The following is a 24,660-nucleotide window of genomic DNA, read 5'->3' on the forward strand; positions in this document are numbered from 1 at the left end:
CCCGGCGGCGCCGACACCAACGGCCCGGACCCCGGCGGCGCCGACGCCAACGGCCGGTCCGGGACCGCGGCGCGGCCCGCGGCGATCGGACGGTTGCCGCGTGCCGGGCGCTCAGCCGGCCTGCCGGCCGATGCTGGCCCGCTGGCCGACCCCGGCCGCGCCCAATTCGCGGCGGACCTCCCGGGACATCACGGTGTCCAGCACCAGGAAGGCCGCCACGACCCCGGTGAGCAGGAAAAGGGCCAGCAGCGCCGGGAGATCCGAGGTGACCGGTGCCAGCACGCCGAGCACGGCGGCGAGGGTCAGCCGGACCGGCCGGATCCGCTGCCCCGAGCGCCACCAGATCGCCTCCCCGGCGAGCAGGTAGACGACGACGCCGCCGTAGAGCGCCAGGTGCGGCACCGGATCCAGCACGCCGCCGAAGCCGAACAGGCCCGCCGCGCCCAGCCCGCCGAGGGTCTTGCGCAGGCCGAGCGCCACCAGCACGATGCCGATGATCACCGGAAGGTGCAGGTAGGTGTAGGCGTCCCGGGCCAGGGCCGCCCGCCGGCGACCCCGGTACGCCCACAGGGCCCGCTCGCCGGCCAGCACGTCGAGCCCGAAACACGCCCACCACAGCATTCCCAGCAGGGTGGTGCCGCAGGCGAGGGCCACGATGATCCGGGCCGAGATCGGGGTGTCGGTCACCGCGGTGCCCATCGAGATCACCGCCTCGCCGAGCGCGATGATGATGATCAGCGCGTGCCGGTCGGACCAGTGCTCGGGAGACCGGATCCGCTGGTGGCGGGGCGACCGGAGGGCCACCCCCACCGCGTCGACGGCGATCGCGGCCAGCCAGAGCGCCACCCGGGCCGGCGGCAGCGTCCGGATGTCCCCGTTCGGCACCGGCAGCAGCGCCGCGACCAGGATGGCGGTCACCGAGACCACCGTGGGCACGGCCACCACCAGCCGGTGCCGCAGCGCCCGCCAGGGCGCGTAGAACAACTCGGCGGCCATACCCAGCAGCCGGACCACCGCGTACGCGCCGGCGAAGACCACCGGACCGGGAAGCCCGCCGATGCCGGCGCTGAACGCCTGCGACATCGCCACCGTCAGCACCAGCACGCTGGCGGCCGCCACGACGAGGATCAGCAGCGTGCCCCGCTCCGGCGGGCCGCGGTGGGTCAACCTGGCGTACCCCGACCAGCCCCACCAGAGCATGGTGACCACGGCCAGGCCGCGGAACAGGCCGCCGGTCGTGGGGTCGCCGGCCATCAGCGTGGTGACCTGGACGAAGGCGAAGACGAAGACGAGGTCGAAGAAGAGTTCCTTGGGCGTGACGCCGTCGGTCTGGGCCGCCAGCGGATCGGCGATCCGGTGCAGTTCGCCGTGCCGCGCCCGGAACACCGTCCGGTCGGCCACCACCATGGCCGCGACGGCCGCGACCACCAGCAGCAACTGCGCCAGCCGCGGCACCCGGTCGGCCACCGGCAGGGCCAGCAGCACCAGGGCGAAGCCGAGGATGGGCGAGCGGCCGAGGATGCCCAGGGTGCGGCGTTCGAAGCCGATCAGGCCGGCCAGGAAGAGCAGCACGCCGCTGTAGAGGACCACCGGCCCCAGCCGGCTGCCGTCCTCGCCCGGGAAGGTGAACCCGGCCAGCGTGTGCTGCAGCCCGAAGGCCAGCAGCATGAGGCCGGCGATGAGCGGGAAGTGCAGGTAGGTGTAGGCGTCCCGGGCCAGCCGGCTGCGGGCCACCCCGGTGGCGCGTTCCATCGCCGCCTCGGCCCCGAACCGGGCCAGGTCAAAGTACAGCCACCAGAGCAGGGCGGCGATCACCAGCCCGCACGCCATCCCGATGATGACCCGCCAGGTGATCGGTTGGGCGAAGGCCGTCCCCTGGCTGCCGCCGATCGAGATGATCGTCTCGCCGACGCCGACGATGATGATCAGGCCGTGCCGCTCCGCCCAGTACCCGCCGGATCTGATCCGCAACGACTCCACCCGGCGCATGGCCGGGCCGGCGTACTCGATCAGCAGGGCGAGGATGATCAGGCCGAACCGGACCGTCTCGCCCAGCACCGGCGTGGGCAGCAGCGGGGGCAGCAGCGCGGCCGCGAACAGCAGCGGGCCGGCGACCAGCAGCGGGGACCAGGTTCGCAGCATCCGCCGCCACCCGGACCGCATCTCGTGCGCCGCGTTGAGCAGGATCAGCGCGCCGGCCCGGGCCACCACGTAGCCGGCCGCGAAGACCATCGGCCCGGACAGCCCGCCGTCGCGGTCCACGAACGCCTCGGGCAGCGTCACGGCGAGGATGAACAGGATCGTGGCCAGCCCGAACACGAGCGGCGGGACGACGCCCCGGTCGGTCCGCACGGTGCCGCCCAGCCACGCGTACGCCGCCCAGCAGCGCCAGAGCAGCGCCATCAGCAGCAGCCCGTGCAGCACGTCCGAGGGGCCGAGCTTGACGGCGGCGATCCCGCTGACGTTGAGGAAGGCGTACGTGAAGATCAGGTCGAGAAACAGCTCCAGCCGGGTCACCCCGGGATGCTGGACCGCGGGCTGGATCGCCCGCCCGGGGCCCTGGTCTGCGGCCACCCGTCCAATCTGCCGCCGACCAGTGCGGATGTGGGGCCGATTGGCGGAATGTACCGCCTACCGGCCACGGCTACGGGTGGTTACCGGCCGCCGGGGCGGGATCGGGCGGCGACCGTGATCGCGAACCAGCCGGCGGCCAGCGCGGCCTCGGTGACCGCCGGCCGGCGCTGCCGGCGGTCCAGCCCGGCCAGCAGCACGGCCGAGGCACCGTGCAGCACGTCGGTCACGGCGCCGGCCACCAGCACGCCGGCGGACGGCCGGACCACGGTCACCGCGCCCTGGGCCAACTGCCGGGTGCCGAGCACCCGGAGCGTGGCGACGGCCAGCTCGCTGCGGCGCCCGCCGAGGCCCCGCAGCACGGTGCCGGGTACCGCGAGCAACGCGGCACCCCAGATCATCCGGGCGACCGCGCCGGCCCGGACCGCCGGTTGCGGCATTCCTGTCATCGCTCCCCCGCTTCCGATCACGCCACCCGGTACCGCTCGGCGTCGGTCGCCCGGAACGTGAGACCGGTGCCCGGTGCGGTGAGGTTCACCCCGACCGTCCCGCCGGTCGGGTCCGCGACGCCGTCGAACAGCATGCCCTCGATCCGGACATGGTCGTGGAACCACTCCAGGTGCCGCAGGTTGGGCACCGCGGCCGCCACGGCCAGGTGCTGGTGCGGGGCGCAGTGCCCGGAGACCTCCAGCCCGGCGCCGGCGGCCACGGCGGCGGCCCGCAGGAACTCGCTGATCCCCCCGCACCGGGTGACGTCGACCTGCTGGCAGTCGACGTGCGGCACCATCCGGTGCACGTAGGCCAGGTCGTAGCCGTACTCGCCGGCGGCCACGTCGGCGTCGACCCGGTCCCGCACCAGGCCCAGGCCGGTCAGGTCGTCGGAGCTGACCGGCTCCTCGTACCACCGCACGTCCAGGTCCGCGGCGTCCCGCAGCACCCGGACCGCCTGTTTGCGGCCGTAGCCCCCGTTGGCGTCCACGTACAGCTCGGCGTCCGGGCCGATGGTGGCCCGGGCCGCGGCCATCCGGTCCAGGTCGCGCCGCACCTGCGTGCCGGCCGACTCGGCGATCTTGATCTTCACCCGCGGGATGCCCTGCTCGTGTACCCAGCCGGCCAGTTGCCGGTGCTGCTGCCCCGGGTCGTAGGTGGTGAAGCCGCCGCTGCCGTAGACCGGGACCGCCCTGCGGGCCACCCCCAGCAGCCGGGCCAGCGGCATGTTCCAGCGGCGCGCCTTGAGGTCCCAGATGGCGCAGTCGGCCGCCGACAGGGCCAGGCCGCCGATGCCGGGCCGGCCGGCGTTGCGCAGCCGGGCGCGCATCGCCGACCAGGCCGCCGGCACGTCGTCCGGATCCCGCCGCGTCACCACCGGCGCGAGTTCGTCGGCCACCACCCGGGCGGCCGCGGCGGGGCCGTACGTCCAGCCCAGCCCGGTCTGCCCGTCGGCCTCGGCCGCGACCAGCACGAGGGTGGTCTGCGACCAGGCGAACGTGCCGTCGCCCCCGGGGGCGTCGGTGGGCACCGTGTAGGCGCTGGCGCTCAGCCGCACCGGGTCACCGCCGCGGCCGGCGTACCCCACGCCGCACCGCGGCGCAGCCGACGGCCAGGGCGGCGGCACCGGCCAGGGCCAGCCCGCCCGCGGTCGCGGCCCGCAGCCAGCCCGGCGGCGCGCTGGGCCGGCGGGACCAGTCCCGCTCCGGCCGGCCGCCGGCCGGCACGCCGGCCAGCCCGGCGCGCAGCAGTTCGGCCAGGTGCACCGCGCGGCGTCCGCCCGCGTCGCCCTGCTCGATCTGGGTACGGCAGCTGAACCCGTCGGCCAGCACCACGGCCCGCTCGTCCGCCGTGCGCACCGCGGGCAGCAGCACGCGTTCGGCGCAGGCCATCGACACGTCGTAGTGGCCCTTCTCGAAGCCGAAGTTGCCGGCCAGCCCGCAGCAGCCGGAGTCGAGGAACTCCGGCCGCACACCGGCGGCCCGCAGCACCTCGCGGTCGGCGTCGACGCCGAGCACCGCGTGCTGGTGGCAGTGCGTCTGGATCAGCGCGGTCCGGTCCAGTCGCGGCGCCCGCCAGCCCGGGGTGTGCTCGTGCAGCAGTTCGGCCAGCGTGACGGTCTGCTCGGCGAGCCGGCGCACGTCCGCATCGTCGGGGAACAGCTCGTGCGCGTCCGACCGGAAGACCGCGGTGCAGCTCGGTTCGAGGCCGACCACCCGCGTCCCGGCCCGCAGGTGCGGTCGCAGCGTCCGCACGGTACGCCGCAGGACCCGCTTGGCGATGTCCAACTGGCCGGTGGAGATCCAGGTCAGCCCGCAGCACACCGGCTGCTCCGGCACCCGGACCCGCCAGCCGGCCGCCTCCAGCACCTCGACCGCGGCCCGGGCGATGTCCGGGTGGAACCGGTTGGTGAAGGTGTCCGGCCAGAGCACGACCTCGCCGCGGGAGCCGTCGCCGCCGGGGGGCCGCCCCGCGAACCAGCGCTGGAAGGTCTGCCCGGCGAACAGCGGGATCGCCCGGTGCTGGTCGATCCCGCCCACCGCGCGGGCCAGGGTGGTCAGTCCGGGCGTGTGCGCCAGCAGGTTGACCAGGCGCGGTGCCCGGGACGCGATGGCCGAGGCCAGCGGCAGCCAGCCCATCGAGTAGTGCGCCGCGGGCCGCAGCCGGCCGGCGTAGTGGTGGGACAGGAACTCCGCCTTGTAGGTGGCCATGTCCACGTTCACCGGGCAGTCGGCCTTGCAGCCCTTGCAGGCCAGGCAGAGGTCCAGCGCGTCCCGGACGGCGTCGGAACGCCAGCCGTCGGCGATCACCCCGCCGCGCGCCGTGCCGTCCAGCATCTCGAACAGCAGCCGGGCCCGGCCGCGGGTGGAGTGCTCCTCCTCCCGGGTGGCCATGTACGACGGGCACATCACCCCACCGTGCTCGCGGCGGCACTTGCCGACGCCGACACAGCGCAGCACGGCGTTGCCGAAGCTGCCGCCGTCGTCCGGGTAGCGGAACACCGTCGAGACGTCGCCGTGCTGGTAGTCGGCGCCCAGCCGCAGCCGGTGATCCAGCGGGTACGGCGCGACCACCTTTCCGGGGTTCATCCGGTCGTCCGGGTCGAAGATCGCCTTGACCTGGCCGAACGCCCGGATCAGCCGGTCGCCGAACATCTTCGGCAGCAGCTCGCCGCGGGCCTGCCCGTCACCGTGCTCGCCGGAGAAGGAGCCGCCGTAGCGCACCACCAGGTCGGCCGCGCGTTCCACGAACGACCGGAACGCGGCCACCCCCTGCGCGGTGCGCAGCTCGAACGGGATGCGGGTGTGCACGCAGCCCTGCCCGAAGTGCCCGTACAGGGACGCCTCCTGGTAGCCGTACTCGTCGTAGAGCGTCCGCAGCTCGCGCAGATAGTCCCCGAGCCGCTCCGGGGCGACCGCGGAGTCCTCCCAGCCGGGCCAGGTCGGGGCCATTCCCGGTACGTGTGCGGTGCCGCCCAGCCCGTTCTCCCGGACGCCCCACATCTGCTGCTCCTGCGCCTCGTTCTCGAACCGGTGCACGCCCGGCCCGCCCTCCCGGCGCAGGTCGTCGAGCATCCGCTCGGCGGCGGCGTCGGCCTGCGCCCGGGTGTCGCCGCCGAACTGGACCATCAGCCAGCCGCCCGCCTCGGGCAGGTTCCGCAGCGCCTGCGGGCTGAGGGCCTTGCGCCGCTCGAAGCCGAGCAGCTTGTGGTCCATGCCCTCCAGGGCGACCGGCCGGTGCGGCAGGATCTTCGGTACGGCGTCGGCCGCCGCCGCGATGTCCGGGTAGTTGAGGAAGACCAGCGACCGGGCCTTGACCACCGGAACCAGCTTCAGCCGGGCACGCAGCACGGTGACCAGGGTCGATTCGGAGCCGACCAGGGCCTGCGCCAGGTGGAAGCCCTTCTCCGGCAGCAGGCTGTCCAGGTTGTAGCCGGAGACCCGGCGGGGGATGTCCGGGTACCGGGTCCGCAGTTCGGCAAGGTACTCGTCGCGGACCGCCCGCAGTTGCCGGTGGACCTCGGCCACCCGGCCGCCGTCGCGCTGGATCTGCGCGTACCGTTCATCGCTGGTCTCGCCCACCCACATCCGGGTGCCGTCGTAGAGCAGCACCTCCAGCTCGACGACGTTGTCCACCACCTTGCCGGTGCGCTGGGCGGTGGCGCCGCACGAGTTGTTGCCGATCATGCCGCCGATCGTGCAGTGGTCGTGGGTGGCCGGCTCGGGGCCGAACTCCAGGCCGGTCCCGGCCAGTTGCTCGTTCAGCGAGTCCAGCACGATGCCCGGCTCGACCAGGCAGGTGCGCGCCGCGGCGTCCACCTCGATCAGCCGGTTGCAGTGCTTCGACCAGTCGATCACCACGGCCGTGTTGGTGCACTCGCCGGCCAGGCTGGTGCCGCCGCCGCGGGACAGCAGCGGCGCACCGTGCCGGCGGCACACCGCCACGGCCGCCACCGCGGCCTCGACGGTGTGCGGCAGCACCACGCCCAGCGGTGGCTGCCGGTAGTTGGAGGCGTCGGTGGAGTACGCGGCGCGGGAACCGGCGTCGAACCGGACCTCGCCGTCCACCTCGGCACGCAGGTCGGCCGCCAGCGTCGCGAGGTCCACCCCGGTGGCGGGCTCCGGCGGGCGCAGGACGGGGTCGGGCAGCGGCACCGGCGGTGCGGCGACCCGGGTCACGACCGCAGCTCGTTGATCTTGTCGCGGGCCACCGTCGCCAGCGTCGCCGCCTTGTGCGGCTGGCCGCGCAGGAACGCCTCGGTGAAGTGTTTCGCCTGGTCGTACTCGACCTTGCCGGGCATCGGCGGTTCGTTGGGGTTGACGTCGCAGTCCACCAGCGCCGGCCCGGGGTGGGCCAGCGCGGTCCGCACCGCGTCGGCCACCTCGCCCGGGCGCTTGACCTTGACGCCGTACCCGCCGCAGGCGGTGGCCCAGGCCGCGAAGTCCGGCTCGGGCTGGCGGTGCCGGACCGCGTACTCGGGGTAGCCGAGGATGATCTGCTCCCACAGGATCTGCCCGTACGAGTTGTTGTTGTTGATGATCACCTTGATCGGCAGGCCGTGCCGGACCGCGGTGAGGAACTCCGCCATCAGCATGGCGAAGCCGCCGTCCCCGACGAACGCGATCACCTGCCGCTGCGGGTACGCGTGCTGCACGGCGATGGCGTACGGAAGGCCCGGCGCCATGGAGGCCAGGTTCCCGGACAGGTAGAACCGCCGGTCGCCGCGGATCGTCCAGTGGCGCGCCGCCCAGGTGGCGATGGTGCCGGAGTCGCAGGTCAGGATGGCGTCGTCGGCGGCCGCCGCGTCCACGCAGCCGATCAGGTACTGCGGCGCGATCGGTTCCCGGTCGCCGTCCTGCAACGCCGCCATGTCCCGGCGCCACGCCGACATGCCCTTCTGGTGCTTCTCCAGGAACGACCGCTTCTCCCGGCGGGACAGCAGCGGCAGCAGGGCGCGCAGCGCCAGCCGCGCGTCGGCGTTCACCGGCGCGGCCACCGGCAGCCGCATGCCGATCAGGCTGGCGTCCGTGTCGATCTGGACCACCCGCACCTTGCCGGGCTCGGGCAGGTACTTGCCGTACGGGTAGGACGTGCCGACCATCAGCAGCGTGTCGCACTCCTCCATCAGTTCCTCGCTGGGCTTCGTGCCGAGCAGGCCGAGCCCACCGGTGGTCAGCGGATGGTCGTCGGGCACCACGTGCTTGCCGGGCAGCGTCTTCACGATCGGGCTGCCCAGCACCTCGGCCACCGCCAGCACCTCGTCTCGGGCATCCTGCGCGCCCGCGCCGACCAGCATGGCGATCTTCTTTCCGGCGCCGAGCACCTCGGCCGCGCGACGCAGTTCCTCCTCGGCGGCCGGCAGCGCCGGCCGGGACATCAGCGGCATGCTGGCCGGCGGCGTCCCGGGGCTGACGTGCCGGTACGGGTCGTCCGCCGCCTCGGCGACCTGGATGTCGTTCGGGAAGGTCAGGTGTGCCACGGTCCGCTTCGACAGGGCGCCGCGGATCGCCAGGTCCACCACGGCCGGCATCTGCTGCGGGTTGGTGACCATCAGGTTGTACGCGTCGGCGACGTCCTGGTAGAGGTGGGTGGTCTGCACCTCCTGCTGGTAGTGCGAGCCGAGCACCGAGGTCTCCTGCATGCCGGTGAGCGCCAGTACGGGCACGTGGTCCAGCTTCGCGTCGTAGAGCCCGTTGAGCAGGTGGATGGCGCCCGGCCCGGAGGTCGCCGCGCACACCCCGATCCGGCCGGTCGCCTTGGCGTACCCGGTGGCCATGAACGCGGCGGCCTCCTCGTGGTGCACGAGCACGAAACGGAGCTTCTCGCGCTGCCGGCGGAAGCCCTCCATCAGGCCGTTGATGCCGTCGCCCGGCAGGCCGAAGACGGTGTCCACGCCCCACTCGACGAGCCGGCGGGCCAGGCTCTCCCCCACGATCTCCCTCATCCGCGTCCACCTCTTCCGCATTCCGTCTCGACTGCTGCGGGGCGTACCCCGGGCCGATACCGGCAAACGCGGGCGCCGGCCGCGAAAAGTCACGCCGCGCCCAACCGGCGCGGTATCCGGCAGCGGGCGGCCCAACCGGACCGGCCCGCCGGCCCGCCGGGCGGCCCGGTCCGGCCGGGCCGCGGATGTGATCCGGCCGGCCGTACCGGGGGGTGGCGGGAACCCGGCCGCCGGCGGGGACGACTATGTAGCCATGCCAGAAAGACGCGACCCCGCCCGCGGCGGGCGGCGGACCCGCCGGGTGGGCGCCCGGCTCGGTGCGCTGCTGGCGCTGTCGGTGGTCACGGCCGCGCTGTTCGTCGCCGCGGCGGGCAGGCCGGCCGCGGCGCACGCCGCCCTGCTGCACACCGAGCCGGCCGCGGACGCCACCGTCGGCGAGCCCGTGCAGGAGGTCACCCTGACCTTCAACGAGATGGTCCGCGGCTCGTACACCGTGGTGGTGGTCTCCGGGCCGGACGGCGGGTCCTACTCCCAGGGCGCGGCCCGGGTCGTCGACACCGCCGTGCACCAGCAGACCCGCGCGCTGGACAACGGGGCGTACCGGGTCGCCTGGCGGACCGTCTCGGCGGACGGCCACCCGGTGCAGGGCGAGTTCCGGTTCACCGTCGCGCTGCCGGCCGGGCAGCAGCCGGCCGGCGCGTCGCCGTCGGCCACCGGCACCGCGACGGCGAGCGCGAGCGGGAGCGCGACGGCGAGCGGGAGCCCGTCCGCCGACCCGGCGGTCGCGGGTCCCGGCTCGACCGCCCCGCCGCGCCACACCTCCGTGGTGGAGTGGCTGGTACTGGGCGCGTTCGGCCTGGTCGCCGCCACCCTGGCCGTTACGCTGGCGCGGCGCCGGATGAACAACCCGCCGCCCCCGCCGCCGGACGGGTTGCAGCCGCTGGCCATGCGGCCCCGGCGACGCCGGCGGCCCCCGGGCCGGGCGGACTGGTGAGACACGGGGGTTACGGATCATGAGCACGACCGGAGCGACCGCACCGGCCGAACGGACCCGGCCCGGCGTACCCGCCCGGGCGCGACCGCGGTGGTGGCTGCCCGCGGTGATCGGCGCCGCCGCGGTGGCCGTGCTGTTCCTCGCGCTGACCTTCGGGCACGGGCTCACCGGCTCGATACCCGGCCTGCCGGAGCCGGGCCGGCTCACCTCGGTCGGGTTGCCGGTGGTCCGGCTGGCCCTGGACGTGCTGGCCACCGCCGCGGTCGGGTTGAGCGTGACCGCGGCGTTCCTGCTGCCCGGCGACGGGCCGAGCGTGTCCGCGCGCGGGTACCTGCTGCTGCGCCGGGTGGCGCCGGTGGCGCTCGGCTGGGCGCTGGCCGCGGTGGCCCTGCTGGTGCTGACCCTCTCCGACCTGCTCGGCCAGCCGGTCGACCAGATCCGGCCCGGGATGGTGGCCAGCTTCGCGGTGTCGGTGTCCCAGGGGCAGTCGCTGGCCTGGCAGGCCGGCCTGGCCCTGGTCCTGGCGGCGCTGTCGCGCAGCGGCGTCTCCCGCAACCGGGCCGCCGCCACCGCCGTGCTGGCGCTGATCACCGTGCTGCCACCGGCGTTCACCGGGCACGCCGCCGGGGCCGGCAACCACCAGGTCGCGGTGACCAGCCTGGCCCTGCACGTGGCCAGCGCGGCGCTCTGGGTGGGCGGGCTGGCCGGCCTGCTGACGCTGCGCCGCACCGACGTGCTCGCCGGGGCCGCCGCCCGCTACAGCCGGCTGGCGCTGGTCTGCTTCGGCTGCGTCGCGGTCAGCGGCATCGCCAACGCGTGGGTCCGGCTCGGCACCTGGGGCGAACTGTGGGGGTCCCGGTACGGCGTGCTGGTGTTCGGCAAGCTCGCCGCGCTGGTGCTGCTGGGCACGCTCGGCGCGATGCACCGCGCGCGGACCCTGCCGGCGCTGCGCGCCGGCCGGCCGGGCGCCTTCCGCCGGCTGGCCGGCGGGGAACTGGTCACCTTCGGCGCGACCTTCGGGCTCGCGGTGGCGCTGTCCCGCAGCCCCACCCCGGTGCCGACCAACCCGGTGGACCCGGATCCCATCACCAGCCTGATCGGCTTCCCGATGCCGGCCGCGCCCAGCGCCGCGAACCTGCTCGGCAACGTGCTGCCGGACATGTTCTTCCTCACCGCCACGGTGTTCGCGGTCGGCGCGTACCTGATCGGGGTGCTGCGGCTGCACCGGGCCGGGGTGGCCTGGCCGGTCGCCCGGACCGCGTGCTGGCTGGCCGGTTGGGCGCTGCTGGCCGCGGTCACCGACCTCGGCTTCGCCCGCTACGCGTACGTGCTGTTCAGCGCCCACATGGCCCAGCACATGGTGCTGTCCATGGCGGTGCCGATCCTGCTGGTCAACGGGGCACCGGTGACGCTCGCCCTGCGCGCGCTGCGCCGGCCCGACGATCCCGAGGTCCGCGGCCCGCGGGACTGGTTGCTGGCGGTGATCCACAGCCGGGTGCTGCGGCTGCTGACCCATCCGCTGGTCGCGCTGGGCATCTACACGGCCAGCCTTTACGGCCTCTACTTCAGCGACCTGCTGGGCACGCTGATGCGCTACCACCTGGGCCACCTGGGCATGCTCCTGCACTTCGTGGTCAGCGGCTACCTGCTGTTCTGGGTGCTCGTCGGGGTCGACCCGGGCCGCCGCCGGCTGGCCGCGCCGCTGCTGGTCATCATCCACTTCGCGGCGATGAGCTTCCACGCCTTCTTCGGCATCGTGTTGATGCAGTCGAACGCGCTGATCGCCCCCGAGTGGTACACGCCGCTGCACCCGCCGTGGGCCGCGTCGCCCCTGGCCGACCAGCACCTCGGCGCGGCCATCGCCTGGTCGTTCGGCGAGATCCCGGCGGCCATCGTGATGCTGGTGCTGGTGCGCCAGTGGATCCGGTCGGACGAGCGGGAACAGGCCCGTCTCGACCGGGCGGCCGACCGGGCCGCGGCCACCGGCGAGGAGGACGAACTCGCCCGCTACAACGCGTTCCTCGCCGCCGCGGCGGCGGCCGACCGGGAGAGCCGGTCCGCCGGTCGGTAACCGGGCGTGTCGCGTCGGTGTCGTCACCGGCCGCCCGCCGGGCCGGTTCACCCCGTCGTTACCGGACCGCGACCCGACGGCCGAGCCCGGGTCACGCACCCGGGTCCGAATGCCAGTACGATTCCGCGCGGGAGGAATCTGATGGTCACTCGCAGGAACGTCGTCGCGCTCGGCGCGGGCTCGGCCGCCAGCCTTGCGCTGGTCGGGCTGACCGCGGGTTGCCGCGACGGCGACAAGCCGCGGAACGCGAGCTGGAACGGGCCGGCCGGGTCCACCGACTCGCCGTCTCCGTCGGCCGAGCCGGTGAGCCTCACCGTGACTCCGGCGGCGGATGCCACAAAGGTGTCCCCGACCGAACCGGTCGTGGTCACCGTGGCCAACGGCACGCTCAAGGAGGTCACCGTGGCCGCCGGTGACCAGCGGGTGGCCGGCCGGCTCGACGACGACGGCACCACCTGGCGTTCGACCGGCACCCTCGGCTACAACAAGACCTACAAGGTCTCCGTCACCATGTCCGACTCACTGGGCGTGGACAGCGAGGAGACCAGCAGCTTCAAGACGCTCAAGCCGACCACGATCGCCGACGTCACCTTCCAGGCCAGCGCCCTCGCGGCGCTCAAGCGCGGCGGCACGTACGGCGTCGGGCAACTGGTGATGGTCCACTTCAGCCGGTCGGTGCGCAACCGCGACGAGGCCGAGAAGGCGATGCAGGTGGAGACCTCCCCGCCGGTCGCCGGCCGGTGGCGGTGGCTGGACGGGCAGAACGCGCACTGGCGTCCGGCCACGTACTTCACCCCGGGCACCAAGATCTCGGTGGAGGTGAAGCTGCACGGCGTCGACCTCGGCAAGGGGTCTACGGCGAGAACGCGGCGACCCACTACACCATCGGCAAGTCCCGGGTCGCCATCGCGGACGCCAAGACCCACCGGATGAAGTGCTACATCGACGGCAAGCTGGTCCGCGACATCCCGGTCAGCATGGGCAAGGGCGGCACGGCCAAGACCCCCGAGGGCAAGACGGTCAACTACTGGACCGCCTCCGGCCCGCACGTCCTGATCAGCAAGCAGGGCACCTACCGGATGACCTCGGCCAGCTACGGCGTCACCGACAAGAACGACCCGAACTACTACGACGAGGAGATCCAGCTCTGCAACCGGATCTCCTACACCGGCGAGTTCGTGCACATGGCCGACTGGAACATCTCGGCGCACGGCAACCGCAACACCTCGCACGGGTGCATCAACGTGGGGCCGTCCAACGCCAAGTGGTTCTACGACACGTTCCAGGTGGGCGACGTGGTCGACGTGCGCAACACGCCCCGCAAGTTCGGTCCGGGCGATGGCGTCGCGGACTGGACGATCTCGTGGAGCAACTGGTGAGCTGATCCGCTCCTCAGCCGGGCGCGCGATGCCGCCCGGCCGCCTCGGTGGGCGCGTCCAGCGCCGTCCGCGCACGCCAGCGCTGCCCGGTCTCGGTGTGCCGCCGCACCGGCAGGCTCAGGTCCGGGCCGGGGACCGGGACGTAGACCTGCGCCTCCACGGCGGCCGCGAGCAGCAGCGCCATCGCCACCCCGGTCGGCCGGGCGGCCGGGTCGGCGCTCAGGCACCGCAGGCACAGCGCCGCCACGTCGGCGGGCAGCCCGGCGACCGTCGGCAGCGGCTCGGGCGGGCGGTAGACGTGCGACAGCGGCCGGTCCGGTTCGGCGTGTACCGGCCACGGCAGCCGACCGGCCAGGCAGACGTAGAGCAGGACTCCCACCGCGTACACGTCGGTGGCCGGGGTGGCGCCGACCCCGTTGAGCCGTTCCGGGGCGACGAACGCCGGGGTGCCCACCACTTCGCCCTCGGCGACCGGGTCGCGCTGGCCGATCGCGGCGGCGATGCCGAAGTCGAGCACCTTGACCCCGGCCGGGGTCAGCAGGATGTTCGCCGGCTTCACGTCGCGGTGCACGATGCCGTGCAGGTGCGCCGCGGCCAGCGCGGCGCTCACCTCGGCGCACACCCGCGCGGCGATCCGCCAGTCCAGCGCGCCGCCGCGCAGGTGGCCGGCCAGCGTCTGGCCGTCGACGAGTTCCATCACGATGTACGGCGCCGCCGGCCCGTCGGGCACCGGGGCCAGGCCGAAGTCGTGCACGCTGGCGATGTTCGGGTGGGCCAGCCGGGCGGCGGCCCGCGCCTCGGCGCGGACCTGCTCGACCGCCGCCGCCACGGTCGCCCGGTCGGCGTACGGCAGGGTGATCAGCTTGATCGCGACCGGGCGGTCCAGCACCTCGTCGTGCGCGCACCAGACCTCGGACATGCCCCCGGTGCCGATCCGGCGGTCCAGCCGGTACCGCCCGTCCAACACCGGCATCTGCCGCCCCCGACCCTTCCGTCTGCGGCGCCGCTTCCTGACCGGTGCCGGTTTCGTGCATCGCTACCCGGGCGGTGACCGGCGCAAACACGTTGTCGGCCGGGACTCGGCCGATCGGCCATGATTGTCCGATCAGGACAGAAGTCGAGCCGGTCGAACTCGACGGTAACCTCGTTGACACATCCTCGTGGTCAAGTCCTCGACATGACACTTTCCGTTACCCGTCATACGACGCTGAGTGTCAGCCGATCGATCCTGGCGACGATTGGGCTGATCACCATGGTGGTGTCCATCGCGGCGGTTCCCGCCGCCGCACCGGGCGCGCCGGCCTCCGCGGTCAAGATGCCCGACTGCGCGTGGTCGCCGAAATACGGGGCGACGGGTCTCAACGCCTACTGGCCGGACACCGCCGCGACCTACTGGTCGACGATCTATCCGGTGACCCCGGATCTGCGGATCACCATCTCCGGGGTGTATCCGGACGCCCGCTACTGGTCCTTCAGCGTCTACGACGACAAGCCCGCGCCCTTCACCCGGGACGGTGTCAACTCCAACCTGCCCGACTACCTGGTGGACCCCGATCCGGGCAGCGTCAACCCCTGGCAGACGCCCGGACCGCCGGGCGGCCGGTTCACCCTCACGATCAACCCCGAGGTGACCACGGAACAGCGCAACCTCCTTCCGCTGGCCCGCGCCGACGCCCTGCCCGGGGAGAAGGCGTCGGTGATCTTCCGGGTGTACCTGCCCACCGGGGGCGACGCGGCGGTGCTGCTGCCCAGCGTGACGCTGGAGCAGGCCGGGGTGGCGACCACCCTGCCCGCCTGCACCTCCGGGTCCGCCGGCACGTCGGGCTCCGCGCTGGCCCTCGGCTCCGGCGGTACGTCCGGCTCCGGCGGCGCGGGTTCGCACGGCGGCCACCCCGGTGGACCGGGCGGGCCGGGCCACCCTGATCACCACGGCGGGCCGGGCGGACCCGGTCACCCGGGCGGGCCGGGTCATCCCGATCATCCCGGCGGACCGGGCCACCCCGGCGGACCCGGCGGACCCGGCCACGGTCACCCCGGCGGACCCGTCGATCCGGGCAGCCAACTGTTCGCCCGCACCTCGGAGTTGGAGAACCTCGCCCCGAACCCGGACAACGCGTACCTGGGTGCCTGGATCTCCCCGCCCGGGCCGGACGAGGTGGTGGTGATCCGTGGCCGGGCACCGCGGGCCGCCTCCGGCACCCACCCGGGGACGTGGCCGCAGCGCAACGCCGACGTCCGCTACTGGTCGATGTGCACCAACCTGGGCGGCCAGGTCAAACCGGTGGTGATCAACCGGTTCGACGACGGGCCGGCGAGCTACGGGTGCCGCTACGACGACGAGACGCGGCTCGACCGCCACGGCAACTACGCCTACGTCATCGGCACCGAGGAGCAGCGGCCCACCATCGAGGCGGTCGATCAGGTCACCTTCCTGCCCTTCTCCACCGGCTACCCGCAGTCCACCCACATGGTCCTGCTGCGGAACCTGCTACCGGTCCCCGACTTCGCCGAGGCCGTGCAGAACGTGCCGGTGGACGCCCCGGTGGAGACCGCCGCGGCGGTGATGGGGCCGTACTACCCGCTGGTGACGGTCTGCCCGCTGGCCGCGCTCGTCGCCGTGGGTCCGCAGCACTGCGCCAGCTGAGCGGTCCGGGCGCGCCACACCCGGCGCGCCCGCCCGCGGCCGGCCCACCGGCCGCGGGTCCCGCCGGCACCGGCCGGCGGTCGGGCTCACCCGTCCGCCGGCCAGCCCCGCAGCAGCACCGCGCTGTTGAACCCGTCGAAGCCGCGGGCGCCGACCAGGGCCACGTCGCCCCGCGGCCGGCGGGGTTCCCGGACGAAGTCCAGTTCACAGCCCGGAGCGGGCCGTTGCAGGCCGGCCGTGGCCGGCAGCAGGTCGTGCCGCAACGCGAGCAGCGCGGTGGCCACGTCCAGCGCGGCGCCGCCCTGGTGCGCCCGGCCGGTCAGCGGCTTCTGGGTGGTCACCGGCGGGCTGACCGGGCCGAACACCGCGCGCACCGCCCGCGCCTCGGCCCGGTCGTACCCGGGCACGCCGAGCGCGTCCGGCACCACCAGGGCCACGTCCGCCGGCTGCACCCCGGCCCGGCGCAGCGCCAGCTCCATGGCCCGGGCGTACTGCCCGGCGCCGGGCGGTCCGGCCGGGTCGGTGTGCCCGCCGTCGTGCGTGCTGCCCCAGCCCAGCACCTCGCCGTAGATCACCGGCGCGCCGCGGGACCGGGCGTGCTCCAGGTCCTCCACCACGAACACCGCGCCGCCCTCGGCCGGGACGTAGCCGCCGGCACCGGCGTCGAACGGCAGGTACGCCCGCGCCGGGTCGCTGGCCGTGCTGAGCAGCCCGCTGCGAAGCTGGCAGGCCAGCGCGTACGGGCTGAGCGGGCACTCGGTGCCGCCGGCGATCACCACGGGAGTGCCCCGGCGGATGGTGCGGACCGCGTGCGCCAGGCTGTCCAGCCCGCCCGCCGCCTCGGCCGCCAGCACCCCGCACGGGCCCTTGAACTGGTGCGCGATGGACAGTTGGCCCACGCTCGCGGCGTAGAACCAGGCGATCGACTGGTACGCCCCGACCGTGCGCGCCGGCTGGCTCCACAGCCGTTGCAGTTCGCGCTGCCCGAACAGGTTCCCGCCGCTGGCGCTGGCCAGGGTGACCGCGACCGCGTACGGGTCCGGGCCGGGCCCGTCGAGGCCGGCGTCGGCCAGCGCCAGCCGGGTGGCGGCGAAGCCGAGATGGGTCCACCGGTCGGTCTGCACGATGCGCCGGTTGTCGGTCCAGGACTGCGGGTCGAAGTCGGGAACCTCCCCCGCCAGGGTGCTCGGGTACGGCGTCGGGTCGAACAGCGTGATCCGGCCGATCCGCTGCTCGGCCGCGAGCACCCGTTTCCAGTGCGCGTCGGCCCCGATCCCGGTGGGCGCCACCACGCCGATGCCGGTGATCACGGCGCGGGCGCTCACGGGGCCGTCTCCGGGGTACGCCGGAACACCAGCGCGGACTGGAACCCGCCGAACCCGCTGCCCACGGACAACGCCACCTCGACGTCGACCTCGCGGGCCGTGTTCGGCACGTAGTCCAGGTCGCACTCGGGATCCCGGGTCGACCAGTTGGCGGTGGGCGGCACCACGCCGGTGTCGATGGCCAGCGCGCAGGCCGCCATCTCGATCGACCCGATGGCGCCCAGCGAGTGACCCACCATCGACTTGATCGAGCTGACCGGGACGCCGTAGGCGGCCGGTCCGAGCGCCCGCTTCAGCGCGGCCGTCTCGTGCCGGTCGTTCTGCCGGGTACCGGAGCCGTGCGCGCTGACGTACGAGACCTCGGTCGGGTCCAGCCGGGCCTGGTTCAGCGCGTCGGTGATGGCCAGCGCCATCTCCACGCCGTCCGGACGCAGCCCGGTCATGTGGTAGCCGTTGCTGCGGCTGGCGTAGCCGGCGACCGCGCACCGGATGGGCGCGCCGCGGCGGCGGGCGTGGCCGAGTTCCTCCAGCACCAGCACCGCGGCCCCCTCGGCCAGCACGAACCCCGTGCGGTCCCGGTCGAACGGGCGGGACGCGTGCGCCGGGTCGGCGTTGTCCGCGGTGGTGGCGCGGATGGCGTCGAACGAGGCGACCGTGACCGGCGAGATGGGACTGTCCGAGGCCCCGGCCAGCACCACGTCGGCCTCGTCGTCGGCGATCAGCTGTGCCGCGTAGCCGATGGCGTCGATCCCGGAGGTGCAGCCGGTGGAGATCACCTGCGCCGGTCCGTGCAGGTGGTACCGGCAGGCCACGTCGGCGGCCAGGCTGCTGGGCATCAGCGCCGCGTAGAGGAACGGGCTGGTGTCCTCGTGCGCGACCAGCCAGCGGCGGCCGGAGTCGCTGGCGGCGACGTACTCGCGCTCCAGCGCGGTGGTGCCGCCCACCGCCGAGCCGAGGACCACCCCGGCCCGCTCCCGCAGCGCGCCGGTCAGGTCCAGGCCGCTCTCGGCGACCGCCTGCTGCGCCGCGGCCAGGGCGAACTGGACGTACCGGTCGCAGCGCTCGATCTCGGCGGCGCTGAGCCCGGCGGCCACCGGGTCGAAGTCGCACTCGGCGGCCACCTGGGAGCGGAACGGCGACGGATCGAAGAGGCTGATCCGCCGGGTGGCGGTGCGCCCGGCGGTGAGGGTGGCCCAGAACTCGTCCCGGGTCGTGCCGCCGGGCGCCACCACCCCCACGCCGGTGACCACCGCCTGCCGCCCGCTCACGGCGATGTCTCCGCGGGTACCGCCGGGGTGGCGGTCTCGGTGTCCACGTGGCCGAGTTCGGGGCGGGGTGCCAGCGGCCCGAGGTGGAAGATCACCTCGGCGGCCTGGGTGCCGACGTTGCGCAGCCGGTGCCGGGTGCCCACGGGTACGTAGAGGGCCTCGCCCGAGGCCACCGGCACCGGCACGTCGTCGAGGTCCACCACGATCGCGCCGTACGCGACGTACAGGAACTCCTCGCTGTACGGGTGGTAGTGCTCGGCGATCCGCTCCCCCGGGCGCAGGTTGGCCACCCCGAGGAAGCCGGAGGTGCTGCCGACCGTCCTGGGTCCGAGCAGGACCCGCAGTTCGGCGCCGCGCCGCCGGTCGGCCGGTACGTCGCGGGCGGCCACCACCCCGGACCGGTCACTCATCGCGGCCTCCCCCGCTGCTGCGCGCCGGGTGCTGCCGCGCGACGCCCTCGATCCGCTGCCGGATGATCTCCATCTGCAACCGGCTGTTGGTGTTGATCCGCTCGGTCATCTGGGCGTCGGTGACCGGCGCGTCCGGGCGCATGGCGAAGTCCTGGACCCACGTCATCCGGGTGCCCTCGGGCACCTCGGCGTAGCTCCAGTGGATCCGCATGTACTCGAACGGTCCGGTCTCCACCCGGTGCGCCCGCACCTCCCGGCGGTCGCGGTCGGCGGTGCGCTCGCTCACCCAGCTCCACGCCACGCCCGCCTCGTCGGGAACCATGGTGAGCCGGAACAGCACGGTGTCGCCGGAGCGCCGCAGCACCTCCGCCGAGGCGTACTCGGTGAACAGGGTGGGCCAGCCGGGGACGTCGTTGGTCAGCTCCCAGACCAGCTCGAACGGCGCGGCGATGACCACGGAGTTGTCGGTGTGCCCGGCCGGGGAGCCGGACCGGTCGCTCTGCCGCGCGACCAGGTCGGCGATCTCGGCGATGCTGAGCAGGGCGGCCCGCTCGGGCAGCAGCACCCCGTACCGGTCGCTGACCACCGCCTGGAGTTCCAGCAGGGCCAGCGAATCCATCCCCAGGTCGGCCAGCGAGGCGGCCGGCGCCGCGGCGGCGGCGTCCGGATCCAGCCCGCAGTGCCGGACCAGGATCTCGGTGATCTCGGCGGGCCCGGCGGCCCGCCGCGAGGTGTGTTCGAGGGTCATGCGTTCCTCCCTAGGACGGTGGGTGCGCGCCGGACGGCGCCGGATGCGCGGCGCCCGGCGGCGCCGGGTCCGGTGCCGCCGGCCTCGGCACCACCGCGGTCGGCGGTGCCGGGTCCGGCGCGTCCGGGTCGGCGGGTCCGGCGGCGATCAGCCGGTCGACCAGCCCGGTCGAGTAACGCCCCTTGCGGAAGGCCGCGTCGTCGAGGATCCGCCGCAGGAACGGGATGGTGGTCCGGACACCGGGGCCGGCGACCGCGAACTCGTGCAGCGCCCGGTCCATCCGGTCGATGGCCAACTCCCGCTCGGGTGCCCAGGTCAGCACCTTGGCGAGCAGGGAGTCGTAGTGCGGGGTGACGACGTACCCGGGGAAGCCGTGCGTGTCGACCCGGGTGAACGGGCCGGCGGGCGCCTGGAACACGTCGAGCCGGCCGGCCGTGGGCAGGAACCCCCGGTCCGGGTCCTCCGCGTTCACCCGGCACTCGATGGCCACCCCTCGGGGCAGGACGTCCTGCTGGCGCAGCCGCAGCGGGCCGCCGGCCGCCAGGTGGAGCTGCTCGTGCACGATGTCCACCCCGGTGATCAACTCGGTCACCGGGTGTTCGACCTGGATCCGGCAGTTCGCCTCGATGAAGTGGAACCGCTCCGCCTCGTCGACCAGGAACTCGAAGGTGCCCGCGCCGGTGTAGCCGACCGCGCGGGCGCCGCGCAGGGCCGCGTCCGCGATCGCCGCCAGGGTGCCGGCGGACAGGCCGGGTGCCGGACCCTCCTCCACCAGCTTCTGGTGCCGGCGCTGGGCCGAGCAGTCCCGGGTGCCCAGGTGTACGGCGGCGCCGTACCCGTCGGCCAGCAGTTGCACCTCCACGTGCCGGGCCGGGTTGAGGTACCGCTCGACGTAGATCCGGTCGTCGCCGAACACGGCCTGCGCCGCGGCCCGGGTGCGCGCGTACGCCCCGGCCAGCTCGCCCGGCGCGCCGACCACGGCCATGCCCCGGCCACCGCCGCCGGCCGCGCACTTGAGGATCACCGGGTAGCCGATCTCGTCGGCGGCCCGGCGCGCCTGCGCGATTCCGGAGACCGTCTCGGCGCTGCCCGGCGGCACCGGCAGCCCGCAGGACCGCATCAGCGCCAGCGCCCGGGACTTGTCACCCAGCGCCCGGACCACCTCCGGGTCCGGGCCGATGAAGACCAGGTCGTTGTCGGCGCAGATCTCGGCGAAGTCGGCGTCCTCGGCCAGGAAGCCGTAGCCCGGGTGCACCGCCTGCGCGCCGGTCTGCCGGGCCGCCTCGATGATGGCCGCCGCGTTCAGGTAGCTGTGCCGGCCGGCCGGCGGCCCGATCCGGACCGCCTCGTCGGCGAGCCGGACCGCGGCGCTGTCGTCGTCGGCGGCCGAGTGCACGGCCACGCTCCGGATGCCCAGTTCCCGGCAGGCCCGGATGACCCGCACCGCGATCTCGCCCCGGTTGGCGATGAGCACCTTCTCGAACATCCCCGTCCCCGTTCCCGTCGCTCACCGGATCGGCGCGAGCACGATCAGCGGCTGGCCGTACTCCACCGGCTGCCCGTCGGCCACCAGCAGGTCCACCACCCGCCCGGCCTGGCCCGCGGTCACCTCGTTCATCAGCTTCATGGCCTCGACGATGCCGACCACCCGGTCGGGCTGGACCACGTCGCCCACCTCGACGAACGGGGGCCGGCCGGGTTCCGGTGCGCGGTAGAACGTGCCGACCATCGGCGCGAGCACCGCGAGCACCGCGGGCTGAGCGGTCCCGGTCGCCGGGCCGGCGGGCCGGGCCGCGGTCGGACCTGCGGGTGGTCCGTCCGCCGGACCCGGCCCGCCGGGACCCCGCCGGGCCGCCGGGACGGCACCGGCCGCGGCCCCGGGCCACGTTCCGGGTACGTCCGGCGCACCGGCCGCGGCGGGCGGTCCGTGCCATTCGATCTCCAGCTCGGCCTCGCCGCGGCGCAGGTGCAGCCGGCGTACCGGACCGGTCAGCTCGCCGACCAGTTCGCGCGCCTGGTTGCGCAGCTCGGCCAGCGCCCCGTCGCCGTCCGGGGCGGTCACCGCGCGCTCCCCGGCGGGCCGGCGGTCCGGGACGGGTCGGTCCGGACCGTGCCACCGGCGGGGGCGGTGCCTCCGGTGGGATCGGCGCCACCGGTGGGATCGGCGCCGCCGGCGGGTGGGGCGTACCGGCGGAAGCGCGCGGCCCGGTCCCGCAGCAGCCGGTCGACCGGCTGCGCCAGCAGCGGGCGCAGCGCCCCGAGCAGGGCGTGGCGCAGCAGGTCGGCGGCGGCCACCGGATCGGCCTGGGCGCCGCCCGGCGGTTCCTCGACGATGCCGTCGGCCACGCCGAGGCGCAGCAGGTCCGGGGCGGTCAGCCCGAGCGCCTCCGCGGCGCGCACCGCCGCCGCCCGGTCCTGCCAGAGGATCGCGGCGCAACCCTCCGGGCTGATCACCGAGTAGACGGCGTTGCGCAGCATCAGCACCCGGTCGGCGACGGCCAGCGCGAGCGCGCCGCCGCTGCCGCCCTCCCCGGTGACGACCGTGACGACCGGGGTCGGCAGCCCGGACATCGTCCGGATGCTCTCGGCGATGACCCCGGCCTGCCCCTCGCGTTCGGCGGCCACCCCCGGATGGGCACCCGGGGTGTCGACCAGGGTCACCACCGCAAGACCGAGCCGGGCGGCCAGCCCCATCACCCGGATCGCCTTGCGGTGTCCGGCCGGGCTGGCCATGCCGTAGTTGCGGGCCAGCAGTTCGGCGGTGTCGTGCCCCTTCTGGTGGCCGATCACCACCACCCGCAGGTCGTCGAGCCGGGCCAGCCCGGCCACCAGGGCCGGACAGTCGGCGCCGGACCGGTCGCCGCGCAGCTCGATGAAGCCGTCGAAGGCCGTGGACAGGTAGTCCAGGGTGGTCGGCCGGCGGACGTCGCGGGCCGTCCGGACCGTCTGCCAGGCCGTCGAGGGGGCGGGCGGCGGGTCGCCGGGGTCGACCCCGGCGGCGGGACCGGCCGCGGCGGGACCGATCGCGGCGGTGGTGCCGGTACGGCGCTCTCCCGGCCCGGCGGGACCGGCCGGGCCGGGAGAGCCGGCGGTGCCCGCCGGGACGGCGGCACCAGCCGGGGCGGCCGGGCCAGCGGTGTCTGCGGTGCCGACTCTGCCGGCGGTGCCGGCCGGGCCGACTCTGCCCGCGGGGCCGGCGGGGCCGGCCGGGCCGACTCTGCCCGCGGGGCCGGCGGCGGCGAGCAGACCGACCAGCGCGGACCGCAACTGCCGGCGCTGCACCACCATGTCCACCTGGCCGTGCCGGAGCAGGAAGTCCGCGGTCTGGAACCCGGGCGGCAGCTCCTGGCCGAGGGTCTGCCGGATCACCCGGGGGCCGGCGAAGCCCATCCGCGCCCCGCTCTCGGCCACGATCACGTCGGCGGCGGTGGCGAAGGAGGCCGCCACGCCCCCGTACGTCGGGTCGGTGATCACGCTGACCGTGAGCAGTCCGGCGGCGCGCAGCGCGTCGAGCGCCTGCACCGTGCCGGCCATCTGCATGAGGGCGAGCGCACCCTCCTGCATCCGCGCGCCGCCGGAGGCGGTGACCACCACGTACGGCAGGTGCTGCGCCCGGGCGTGCTCGGCGGCCCGACTGACGAGTTCCCCGGTGGCCGCGCCGAGACTGCCGCCGAGAAACCGGAAGTCCATCACGGCCAGCACGGCGGGGTGCCCGCCGAGTTCGGCCTGCACGCAGCAGACCGCCTCGGTCAGGCCGGTGGCCGCGCGGGCGGCGGCGACCCGGTGCGGGTAGGGCACCGTGTCGACGAAGCCGAGCCGGTCCTGCGGCTGGAACGGATCGGGCAGCGGCGTGACCGTACCGGGGTCGGCCAGTTGCTCGATCCGTTCCGCGGCGCTCAGCCGGCGATGGTCCCCGCACTCGGGGCAGACGTCCAGGTTGCGGCGCAGCCGTTTCCGGTACAGCAGCGCGGTGCAGGCGGCGCAGCGTACCCAGGTGGGCCGCTGGACGCCGGGTGCTGCGGTCACGGCGCCGGCCGGGTCGTCCCGGCGGGGACCGTCGGCGACTGCCGACCATCCGGCGCCGTCGGGGCGGGCCGACCATCCGGCACCGTCGGGGCGGGCCGACCATCCGGCACCGTCGGCGACTGCCGACCATCCGGCAGCGTCGGCGCGGGCCGACCGTCCGGCAGCGTCGGGGCGTCCCAGCGGTAGAAGCACCGGGCCATGGCGTCCCGCGGGGACTGCCAGGTCGGCAGGTACGGCGTGATGTACGGGCGCAGCCGCTCGCTGACCCGGGCGAACTCGGGGTGCTGGGCCCCGCGGCCCACGGCGGCGTCCGCGGGTTCGTCGGTGACCAGCAGGTGCAGGTAGAGGTCGCCGAGTTGGTAGAGCGAACGGTGCCGCACGCCCACCACCTGCGGCAGGTCGGTGCGGTCGGACTCGGCGAAGATCTCGGCGACCCGACCGGCGGCCTCGGGTGCGATCCTGGCCACGATCAGCGCGTGGTGCATGTGTCCCCCCAGCCTCGACGGCGACCGCCGGCAGCTTCCGGTTGGCTGCCGGAGACCGCCGCGGACGGCCGGCACGTGCGTGCCCGGCCGAGGACGAGACTGCGGTTCCGGGGGTCACCGGACTGTCACAGCTCGCTCACAGCTTTCCGCGAACGGTGACGCTCCGGTGACGGCAGCGAGCGATGATGCCGGCCAGGGCCGCTCGTCACGGGAATACTTTTCCCAGCTCAGAGCCACATTTTCGGGCCACACGCGACGGTCGGATCAGTGACCCGGGCATTGACTCAGCGTAAGTACGATTGATAA

The 24,660-nt window shown here is 74.7% G+C and carries 18 protein-coding genes and 1 pseudogene; 5 read left to right on the plus strand and 14 right to left on the minus strand.

The genetic code is table 11. The features are described 5' to 3' along the window. Positions 1–111: 111 nt before the first annotated feature. From CIK06_RS14820 to CIK06_RS14840, 5 genes are all read right to left on the minus strand, one after another. Positions 112–2,574: a low temperature requirement protein A gene (locus CIK06_RS14820; protein ID WP_095565321.1), complete on the minus strand. Its 2,463-nt coding sequence runs from the start codon at positions 2,572–2,574 to the stop codon at positions 112–114. 80 nt (positions 2,575–2,654) lie between these two features. Further along, positions 2,655–3,020, minus strand: a complete 366-nt coding sequence (locus CIK06_RS14825; RefSeq protein ID WP_157756757.1) for a hypothetical protein — start codon at positions 3,018–3,020, stop codon at positions 2,655–2,657. Between the two features lie 17 nt (positions 3,021–3,037). Then, positions 3,038–4,117 (minus strand): enolase C-terminal domain-like protein, encoded by a 1,080-nt coding sequence (locus tag CIK06_RS14830; RefSeq protein ID WP_095567842.1) that lies wholly within the window; start codon positions 4,115–4,117, stop codon positions 3,038–3,040. A gap of 4 nt (positions 4,118–4,121) precedes the next feature. Next, on the minus strand, positions 4,122–7,238 hold the full coding sequence (locus CIK06_RS14835) for an FAD-binding and (Fe-S)-binding domain-containing protein (protein WP_232534224.1): 3,117 nt from the start codon (positions 7,236–7,238) through the stop codon (positions 4,122–4,124). Then, the gene (locus CIK06_RS14840) at positions 7,235–9,004 is read right to left on the minus strand and encodes a thiamine pyrophosphate-dependent enzyme (RefSeq protein ID WP_095565323.1); all 1,770 of its coding nucleotides are present in this window, start codon (positions 9,002–9,004) and stop codon (positions 7,235–7,237) included. Before CIK06_RS14840 ends, CIK06_RS14835 begins: the two co-directional genes overlap by 4 nt. Positions 9,005–9,257: 253 nt before the next feature. On the opposite strand from CIK06_RS14840, the gene CIK06_RS29390 reads away from it, so the two are divergent. The 4 genes from CIK06_RS29390 (at position 9,258) to CIK06_RS31065 (ending at position 13,448) form a co-directional block, all read left to right on the plus strand. Then, positions 9,258–9,998 carry a copper resistance CopC family protein gene (locus tag CIK06_RS29390; protein ID WP_157756758.1) on the plus strand — a complete coding sequence of 247 codons (741 nt, stop codon included), beginning with the start codon at positions 9,258–9,260 and terminating at the stop codon, positions 9,996–9,998. Between the two features lie 19 nt (positions 9,999–10,017). Further along, entirely contained in the window at positions 10,018–12,069 is a 2,052-nt protein-coding gene (locus CIK06_RS14850; RefSeq protein ID WP_095565324.1) for a cytochrome c oxidase assembly protein, read from the plus strand. A gap of 141 nt (positions 12,070–12,210) precedes the next feature. Further along, complete coding sequence (locus CIK06_RS31060) at positions 12,211–13,002, plus strand: Ig-like domain-containing protein (protein WP_232534225.1); 792 nt, start codon at positions 12,211–12,213, stop codon at positions 13,000–13,002. Further along, the gene (locus CIK06_RS31065) at positions 12,999–13,448 is read left to right on the plus strand and encodes a L,D-transpeptidase (protein ID WP_232534226.1); all 450 of its coding nucleotides are present in this window, start codon (positions 12,999–13,001) and stop codon (positions 13,446–13,448) included. Before CIK06_RS31060 ends, CIK06_RS31065 begins: the two co-directional genes overlap by 4 nt. Positions 13,449–13,461: 13 nt before the next feature. Here the strand turns inward: CIK06_RS31065 and CIK06_RS14860 are convergent, their stop codons facing one another. Beyond that, positions 13,462–14,421 carry a serine/threonine-protein kinase gene (locus CIK06_RS14860; RefSeq protein WP_095565325.1) on the minus strand — a complete coding sequence of 320 codons (960 nt, stop codon included), beginning with the start codon at positions 14,419–14,421 and terminating at the stop codon, positions 13,462–13,464. A 279-nt stretch (positions 14,422–14,700) separates the two neighbouring features. On the opposite strand from CIK06_RS14860, the gene CIK06_RS14865 reads away from it, so the two are divergent. Next, positions 14,701–16,092: a hypothetical protein gene (locus tag CIK06_RS14865; protein WP_095565326.1), complete on the plus strand. Its 1,392-nt coding sequence runs from the start codon at positions 14,701–14,703 to the stop codon at positions 16,090–16,092. Positions 16,093–16,178: 86 nt separating this feature from the next. Here the strand turns inward: CIK06_RS14865 and CIK06_RS14870 are convergent, their stop codons facing one another. The 8 genes and pseudogenes from CIK06_RS14870 to CIK06_RS14905 all read right to left on the minus strand — a co-directional run. Beyond that, on the minus strand, positions 16,179–17,417 hold the full coding sequence (locus CIK06_RS14870) for a beta-ketoacyl synthase N-terminal-like domain-containing protein (protein WP_095565327.1): 1,239 nt from the start codon (positions 17,415–17,417) through the stop codon (positions 16,179–16,181). Further along, positions 17,414–18,685: a beta-ketoacyl synthase gene (locus tag CIK06_RS14875; RefSeq protein WP_095565328.1), complete on the minus strand. Its 1,272-nt coding sequence runs from the start codon at positions 18,683–18,685 to the stop codon at positions 17,414–17,416. Before CIK06_RS14875 ends, CIK06_RS14870 begins: the two co-directional genes overlap by 4 nt. Then, a complete protein-coding gene (locus tag CIK06_RS14880; protein ID WP_095565329.1) occupies positions 18,682–19,095 on the minus strand; it encodes a cupin domain-containing protein in 414 nt (137 codons plus the stop codon). Before CIK06_RS14880 ends, CIK06_RS14875 begins: the two co-directional genes overlap by 4 nt. Next, positions 19,088–19,843: an SRPBCC family protein gene (locus tag CIK06_RS14885; protein ID WP_095565330.1), complete on the minus strand. Its 756-nt coding sequence runs from the start codon at positions 19,841–19,843 to the stop codon at positions 19,088–19,090. Before CIK06_RS14885 ends, CIK06_RS14880 begins: the two co-directional genes overlap by 8 nt. A gap of 10 nt (positions 19,844–19,853) precedes the next feature. After that, positions 19,854–21,329 carry an acetyl/propionyl/methylcrotonyl-CoA carboxylase subunit alpha gene (locus CIK06_RS14890; protein WP_095565331.1) on the minus strand — a complete coding sequence of 492 codons (1,476 nt, stop codon included), beginning with the start codon at positions 21,327–21,329 and terminating at the stop codon, positions 19,854–19,856. 21 nt (positions 21,330–21,350) lie between these two features. Further along, positions 21,351–21,905, minus strand: coding sequence for an acetyl-CoA carboxylase biotin carboxyl carrier protein (accB, locus tag CIK06_RS14895; protein ID WP_095565332.1), 555 nt, complete (start codon positions 21,903–21,905; stop codon positions 21,351–21,353). After that, entirely contained in the window at positions 21,902–23,869 is a 1,968-nt protein-coding gene (gene accD, locus CIK06_RS14900) for an acetyl-CoA carboxylase, carboxyltransferase subunit beta (protein WP_095565333.1), read from the minus strand. Before accD ends, accB begins: the two co-directional genes overlap by 4 nt. 167 nt (positions 23,870–24,036) lie before the next feature. After that, positions 24,037–24,354: pseudogene (locus CIK06_RS14905) on the minus strand (TcmI family type II polyketide cyclase); the annotation flags it as partial. Positions 24,355–24,660 lie beyond the last annotated feature (306 nt).

The sequence above is a fragment of the Plantactinospora sp. KBS50 genome (assembly GCF_002285795.1).
GTDB lineage: Bacteria > Actinomycetota > Actinomycetes > Mycobacteriales > Micromonosporaceae > KBS50.